General features: G+C 33.8%; 2 protein-coding genes and 1 pseudogene. All 3 read right to left on the bottom strand.

Annotation, left to right across the window (positions count from 1 at the left end):
• Positions 1-743, bottom strand: a pseudogene (locus AC1DKZ_RS32510) (RNA-guided endonuclease TnpB family protein); the annotation flags it as partial.
• Positions 744-929: 186 nt separating this feature from the next.
• A complete protein-coding gene (locus tag AC1DKZ_RS32505; RefSeq protein WP_476997943.1) occupies positions 930-2,300 on the bottom strand; it encodes an erythromycin esterase family protein in 1,371 nt (456 codons plus the stop codon).
• Positions 2,301-2,916: 616 nt separating this feature from the next.
• Positions 2,917-3,666 (bottom strand): YhfM domain-containing protein, encoded by a 750-nt coding sequence (locus tag AC1DKZ_RS32500; RefSeq protein WP_476997942.1) that lies wholly within the window; start codon positions 3,664-3,666, stop codon positions 2,917-2,919.
• Positions 3,667-4,136: the final 470 nt, after the last annotated feature.

Below are 4,136 nucleotides of genomic sequence, written 5' to 3'. Positions count from 1 at the left end.
TCTTTTCTAGCATTCGTCATGTATTCATGAATTCTAGCTACTTTTACTCGTTGTTTATTCCAGCGAGAAGATCCTTTCGTTCTTCTAGAAAGAACACGCTGTGCTTTTGCCAACTTCTCTACTAATGATCGAAAAAACTTTGGATTTTTATAGGTTGTTCCATCTGACAAAATGGCGAAATCTTTTAGTCCCACATCCATTCCAATGTAAGAATTTGTTTTCGGAAGTTCTTGCACTTCTGTTTCAACTAACAATGACACAAAGTATCTGCCAGAAGGGTTCTGTCTAACCGTAGCATTTAAAATACGTCCATTTACTTCACGACTTTTGGCACATCGAACAAGACCTAGTTTTGGCAATTTTATTTTGTTCCCTACAACGGCAATGTTTTCATTTGTTTGTTTTGTGGTGTAAGATTGTACGGTATTCTTCTTAGATTTGAAACACAGGGCACTGTTTTGTTTTTTGAAAAAACGTGTATAAGCATCCGCAAGGTTGCGAACAGACGACTGAATAGCAATGCTATCTACTTCTTTTAACCAAACAAACTCATTCTTCATGGCAGGAAGTTTGGCAGAGCATGTACCATACGTCAAACCGTTTCCTGTTTCTTTGTATGCGTTATCCTATAGAGATAGGAAATGATTGAATACAAAACGAGAACAACCAATCGTTTTATTGATTAGCGTTGCTTGTGCTTTATTTGGATATATACGAAATTTATATGCTTTATTGATAATCATTCGTTTCACCTCCAGTTCGACATATGTCGAACAATTAAGATGGCTTCATGCTATCCCTTGTCCGAAGCCAATTCATCTCCCACCTACTCACTGGGCTGCGACCCTTCACGTTCCTTGAGGAAGGAGTCTTCTTGGCTAAAATGATAAAAAGTGCACCATCCTATCTTAATGGCGCACTTTTTTATTTTATTTAATCCGAGAAGGTGTAATATGTTCTAGCCATAGAATGCCATCATACTGTTGATTTGGAATCATAATTTCATCCTGAAACCCCCAATGTTGTGCAATTATTGGTGTATACATCCAAGATGTTTCAGGACGATTTTTCTCGCCTTTTAAATTTACAAACACTTGTGGATGTTGCGCAGCTTTCAAAATTTCTTCAATACTATTGGATTCATGTTTCTCCTTTACATATTGGATTGTTTTATTGTCATTAGAGTCTAGGCTACTTCCGCTATACGCAAATAAACCAATGGCATACATCTGATCCTTTATATGTTTTGGTAGGTAATCTATCATATTGGGTCCTACGAATCCGTATTTATGAGTATTACTAATATCCTGTATCATTTTAGAATTTTGTTTTCGAAGGTGGTAATTATGACCCCATACCATTATTTTTTTACCTGTATATTGTATTTCACTAAGCCATGCTAAGTTTTGAGCCATCTTTTGGTCACGTGAATATAATGAGTAATTATTGTAAATAGTGTAGTCAAATGGAATGCTATACTGCTCTTTCATTTGATTTGACATATATGTTTTAAGCGAATCAATACGAGTACTAATTGTCTTTTCTAAAAGATTTACATCATATAATGATTTAGGTGCCACTTGTCGTAATTCATTCTTATGTTGTTGGATAAATTCTTTTATCCTTTCATATTTTCCTATAAGGGGTGTCTGCATTGCTTGAAACTCTTTATAGGAAGACACAGAACGATATTTAAAGATATCACCCTCCACTTCTGTAAGTAAATTAGCTACTTCAGGATTCAACTTCTCAATCCACTCGGAAGCAAAGGTTGCAAATGGAAATTTTTCAATTTTATACGGGATTTGTATGTCAAACCCCGTTAATATAAGGGGTTTCCCTTTTTCCTTTTGTTCCTTTATGTATTGAAATAATTCTTCCACGTCTTCTGTAGACCATACATCAGAAATAGATTTCTTCATCGCTTGTTCAGCTGTTAAATTATCTAAGTCTTGATACCCTGTATTTGCTTCCGCAAACCCTGATTCAAATGCAATTACATCATAATCCATTTCTTCATGTAAATACTTAATTATACGAATCTTCGATTGGTTCATTTCTGTTGAACCATGTGTTGATTCACCAAGGAGAACGATACGTTTGTCTTGTACCGTTTCTTTCAAGAATGATAAATCCTCATACGTATAAGCAGTTGGTTCTTTTAATTTTTTTGCATGCTCCCTAACCCATTCTTGCCATTTTGGCTGATCCACTAGTTTTTCTTCAGCTGATACTGCCGTTGTAAATGTCGTTAGTGCAAGAATAGATGCTGTAATTCCTACTTTCCACTTTGATAACACACATACCCCTCCTGTATTTGCTAGATTCCCCACCCATTTATGAAAAGAATTTTCTATAACCAATGTATGGGCTTATGTAATTTATTTCCTCACATTTATATTAATAAATAGATATGATGAAAACAAGATAAAAGACATAAAATTCATTTTAATTAGAAAAGATAAAATAATTATCTGAGGCTTTACCCATTCACTCAAATTGGGGAACAATTCATTTCTTAAGTTGATGGGCATGGGATATCGCCAACATTTTGAAAAAACATGCTAAGCAAAAAATACAATAAGCTGCCCATATGGACAGCTCATTTACATAATTTTCGTTATTGGAAGTGGATTAATATCAGCTTATTCGTCTTATAAGTTCAATCGAGGACAATTAGATTCCTAAATATTTCAATTCCTTTTATATGTTGTAGTATTAAAAAAATGTCGTAGACTGAAAATATGCTTTCTGTACCTAAAGGAGAATGTGTTGAACGAGATGACTAGTGGAGTTGGAAGTATAGGAGAGTATAAGAAAACCGCCTGTGATGGCGGTCGATTTTTAACATAGTAATGGAGTTCATGTAATCATCTTAAAGGTGCATCTTAACGAGGCGTATTAAAATATGTCGTTTTAATTTAACGCTTTTATGATGTTATCTACAAATATTTTATCGATTTCATGTCCTTGGTTTGTTTGTTCTGAATCCATAATTATTCCTTGTGATTTCTCTTTGTCAATCCACAAATAGTATGTTTGAGTTGTTCCACTTAAAAAGTGAACATTTACTTTAAAATTTGGCTTGTGTGTACTAGATGTATTTGAATGTGTATGCCCGATATGGGTGATAGCGTTCACGAATGCTCCAACATCAAATTGTTTTACGAATATGTAGGTCTTATTCCCCTCAACTTCAATAAATTCAATAGATTTATCTTTTATGGAGTGTACTCCTTCACCGTCCTTCGCTGTATTATGAAGTATAATACCATCTTCTGACTGTTCGCAATCTCTTAGCATATATGCCACACCATGTGTTTCTTGAGGAGTAACGAACTTCTTACAAATATCCTTTCTATAGTCGTTTTTGTACTTGTGAGTAAAAGTAAATTTCTCATCTTGATAAGTTACAGTGTTTAAACTCGGTATTTTTGCCTCCTCGTCAATGAAATAATCTTTAATTTGTATTTCGTCACTTTTCTTATCTTTTACATTTTGAGAAAATGTTTCAAATCGTTCTAGATTTCTAGATTTTTCTTTATATAAGTGTAAAACAATATCATTTTTGTTTGCTTCAGTGTATGTCTCTTCATCGCCATTAATAAATACAATTAAAACAGCGATCGATAAGCATAATGCTCCAACAATTAATGTTTTCTTCAAATTGAGTTCCTCCCTAAAGGATATTATAAATTTAATCATAACAACAAATGACTATTCTTATTAAAAAACTTAGTACTTCGAATAGGTTAAGTTTAGATCACATATCTCTAATCAGGTGATTAATAAGCATGCATGTAAAGTTAACATAACGTCTCATTATCGGTAGCAAGGATAATGGAGAGTCCCTGCTATTCTTTTTTTGCATAAAATCTTGTATAAAAAGTAGTTGGGTTATAGTGCTTTACTTAGGATAGCATCCGCATTTTCGGGATCCCACCCCTTTAAAAGAATAATTTCAACAAAATATAGATTTTAATTGCAATTGAACTACCCCCACTTTCACTTCGTTTAGAAGAGGGGGATTCCTAAGTAAAGAGTTCTATCGAACTCTAATTTATTAGGCTATCTCCACAGTCCTTGCGGTTAGAAGCCTTATCGCTTCATTCTTTAGATTGATACTTGCGTTAATA

The organism is Bacillus sp. 05T21, assembly GCF_056396785.1.
This window is presented reverse-complemented; position numbering and strand designations above follow the sequence as displayed.